Origin of the sequence: Cellulosimicrobium cellulans, assembly GCF_001722485.1 — a bacterium.
Taxonomy (GTDB): Bacteria; Actinomycetota; Actinomycetes; order Actinomycetales; family Cellulomonadaceae; genus Cellulosimicrobium; species Cellulosimicrobium cellulans_A.
The window spans coordinates 1-2,657 of sequence record NZ_LWGL01000264.1 but is presented as its reverse complement, the minus strand read 5'-3'; the positions used below and the strand labels follow the sequence as shown (position 1 = coordinate 2,657).

Annotated in this window: 3 protein-coding genes; all 3 read left to right on the top strand. The window is 76.0% G+C overall.

Features of this window, described 5'->3' with window-relative positions:
- Window positions 1–1,096: 2-oxoglutarate dehydrogenase, E2 component, dihydrolipoamide succinyltransferase (gene sucB, locus JZ5iCDA_RS16740; protein ID WP_069388152.1), on the top strand; the 1,096-nt coding region annotated here is incomplete at its 5' end.
- Window positions 1,097–1,218: 122 nt separating this feature from the next.
- Window positions 1,219–2,109 carry a TIGR01777 family oxidoreductase gene (locus tag JZ5iCDA_RS16735; RefSeq protein ID WP_069388151.1) on the top strand — a complete coding sequence of 297 codons (891 nt, stop codon included), beginning with the start codon at window positions 1,219–1,221 and terminating at the stop codon, window positions 2,107–2,109.
- 94 nt (window positions 2,110–2,203) lie between these two features.
- A partial coding sequence (locus JZ5iCDA_RS20035) for a pentapeptide repeat-containing protein (protein WP_366246686.1) occupies window positions 2,204–2,657 on the top strand: 454 nt, incomplete at its 3' end.

Genomic DNA, 2,657 nt, shown 5'->3' with positions numbered 1-2,657 from the left:
CACGGCTGCCGAGACGCCGGCGAGCGAGGCGGACGTCCCGGCCCAGGCCGCGCAGGAGTCCACGCCCGCTGCCCCGCAGACGGCGTCGACCCAGGCACCGGAGCGGGCCGAACCGGCGGCGCAGTCCGCGCCCGGCGCGACGCCCGCCCCCGGCGCGAAGGCCGGCGGCACCTACCTGACCCCGCTCGTGCGCAAGCTCGCCGCGGAGAAGGGCGTCGACCTGTCGAGCCTCACGGGCACCGGCGTCGGCGGCCGCATCCGCAAGGAGGACGTGCTCGAGGCGGCGCGCAAGGCCGAGGAGGCGAAGGCCCCCGCGGCGTCCGCACCCGCAGCGGCACCCGCCCCCGCGAAGAAGGCCTCCGTCCCGGCCGTCTCGCCATTGCGCGGCACGACCGAGAAGACGAGCCGCCTGCGCAAGCTCGTGGCGAGCCGCATGGTCGAGGCCCTCAACACGCAGGCGCAGCTCACCACCGCGGTCGAGGTCGACGTCACGCGCGTCGCCGCCCTGCGCAACCGCGCGAAGGCGGACTTCAAGGCTCGTGAGGGCGCCAACCTCACGTTCCTGCCGTTCTTCACGCTCGCCGCGGTCGAGGCGCTCAAGGCGTACCCGCGGATCAACGCGAAGTACGGCGACGACGAGATCGTCTACCACCCGCAGGAGAACGTCGGGATCGCCGTCGACACCGAGCGCGGCCTCGTCGTGCCGGTGATCAAGGACGCGGGCGACCTCAACCTCGCCGGCATCGCCCGCAAGATCGCCGACCTCGGTGCTCGCACGCGCGCCAACAAGGTCGGCCCGGACGAGCTCGCGGGCGCCACGTTCACCATCACGAACACGGGCTCGGGCGGTGCCGTCTTCGACACGCCGATCGTCCCGGTGGGCCAGGTGGCGATCCTCGGCACCGGCACCATCACGAAGCGCCCGGTCGTCGTGACCGACGCGGACGGGAACGACACGATCGGCATCCGGTCGACGTGCTTCATCTTCCTGTCCTACGACCACCGCCTGGTCGACGGCGCGGACGCCGCCCGCTTCCTCACCGCGATCAAGAACCGCATCGAGGAGGGCGCCTTCGAGTCCGAGGTCGGCCTCTGACGGACGCTCCGTCCCCACCGAGGGCCTCGACCGCACCGCGGTCGGGGCCCTCGGCCGTCCGGGCCGGCGCGCGCCGCGGCGCCGGGTGTCCGGCGACGTCGGCGCCCCGTACGGTGAGGCCCATGGACATCGTCGTGGCGGGCTCGCACGGGCTCATCGGGAGCGAGCTGCTGGAACGGCTGCGCGCGGACGGGCACCGCGTGCGCCGGCTCGTGCGCCGCCCGCCGCAGACGGCGCACGAGCGCGAGTGGGACCCGGGTGCCGGCATCCTCGACCCGGCCGTCCTCGAGGGGGCGGACGCCGTCGTCAACCTCGCGGGCGCCGGGATCGGCGAGCGCCGGTGGACCGCCGCCTACAAGCGCGAGCTGCTCACGTCCCGCACGCGCACGACCGGGCTGCTCGCGCGGACGCTCGCCGCGCTCGACGCCCCCGCGCCGGTGCTGGTGCAGGGCTCGGGGATCGGGTACTACGGCGACCGCGGCGCCCAGGTCCTCACCGAGACCTCGACGTCCGGCGACGGCTTCCTCGCGCGCCTCGTGCGCGAGTGGGAGGCCGCCGCGCGACCGGCGCAGGAGGCCGGCGTCCGGGTCGTCCTCGCGCGCACGGGGATCGTCCTCGCGCCCGAGGGCGGCGCGCTCGGGCGCCTGCTGCCGTTCCTGCGGCTCGGTGTCGGCGGGCCGCTCGGGCGCGGCAGCCAGTACTGGAGCTGGATCACGCTGCGCGACGAGGTCGCGGCCCTGTGCCACCTGCTCACGGCCCCCGTCCACGGGCCCGTCAACCTGTGCGCGCCGCGCCCGTCGACGAACGCCGAGGTCACGCGCGCGCTGGCCCGCGCGCTGCACCGCCCGGCGCTCGTGCACGTCCCCTCCGTCGCGCTGAAGGTCGTGCTCGGCGAGCTCGCGACCGACGTCCTCGGCTCCCAGCGCGCCCTGCCGACGGTGCTCGAGGCCAGCGGGTTCCGGTTCACCGACACCGACCTCGACGCCGCGGCGCGCTGGGTCGTCGAGCGCTGACCCCGCAGGAGGTTCAGCGCACCTCGGCCACGCGCCACGCGTCGCCGGTCCAGCGCAGCACGAGCACGACGGTGGTACGCGGCGTCTGCGGCACGTGGACGTCCTCGCCGCCGGAGCGCTGCCGGTGGGCGCTCACCGCGTAGTCGACCTCCACCGCGACCACCTCGGCGGGACCCGGCTCCGCGGTGTCCGGTTCTACGGTGCCCGGTTCTACGGTGCCCGGTTCTGCGGTGCCCGGTTCTGCGGTGCCCGGTCCTGCGGTGCCTGGTCCTGCGGTGCCTGGTCCTGCGGTGCCCGGTCCCACCGTGCCGTCGGGCGGGGCCGCGGCCGCTCGCACGTCGAACACCTCGGCTTGGGCGTCGAGCACCTCCACGCCCTCGAGCTCGGCGAGCAGAGCCGCGTCGGTGGCCTCGGCCGGCGAGCCCGGCACCACGACCGCTCCCAGGCCGCCCGTCCCACCCGTGAGCAGCGCGAGCCGGCGCACGGTGAGCTCGCGCGCGGCGGCGAGGGGGTCGCCGCGGTCGGCCGTCGGGTCCGGGCGCTCGGCG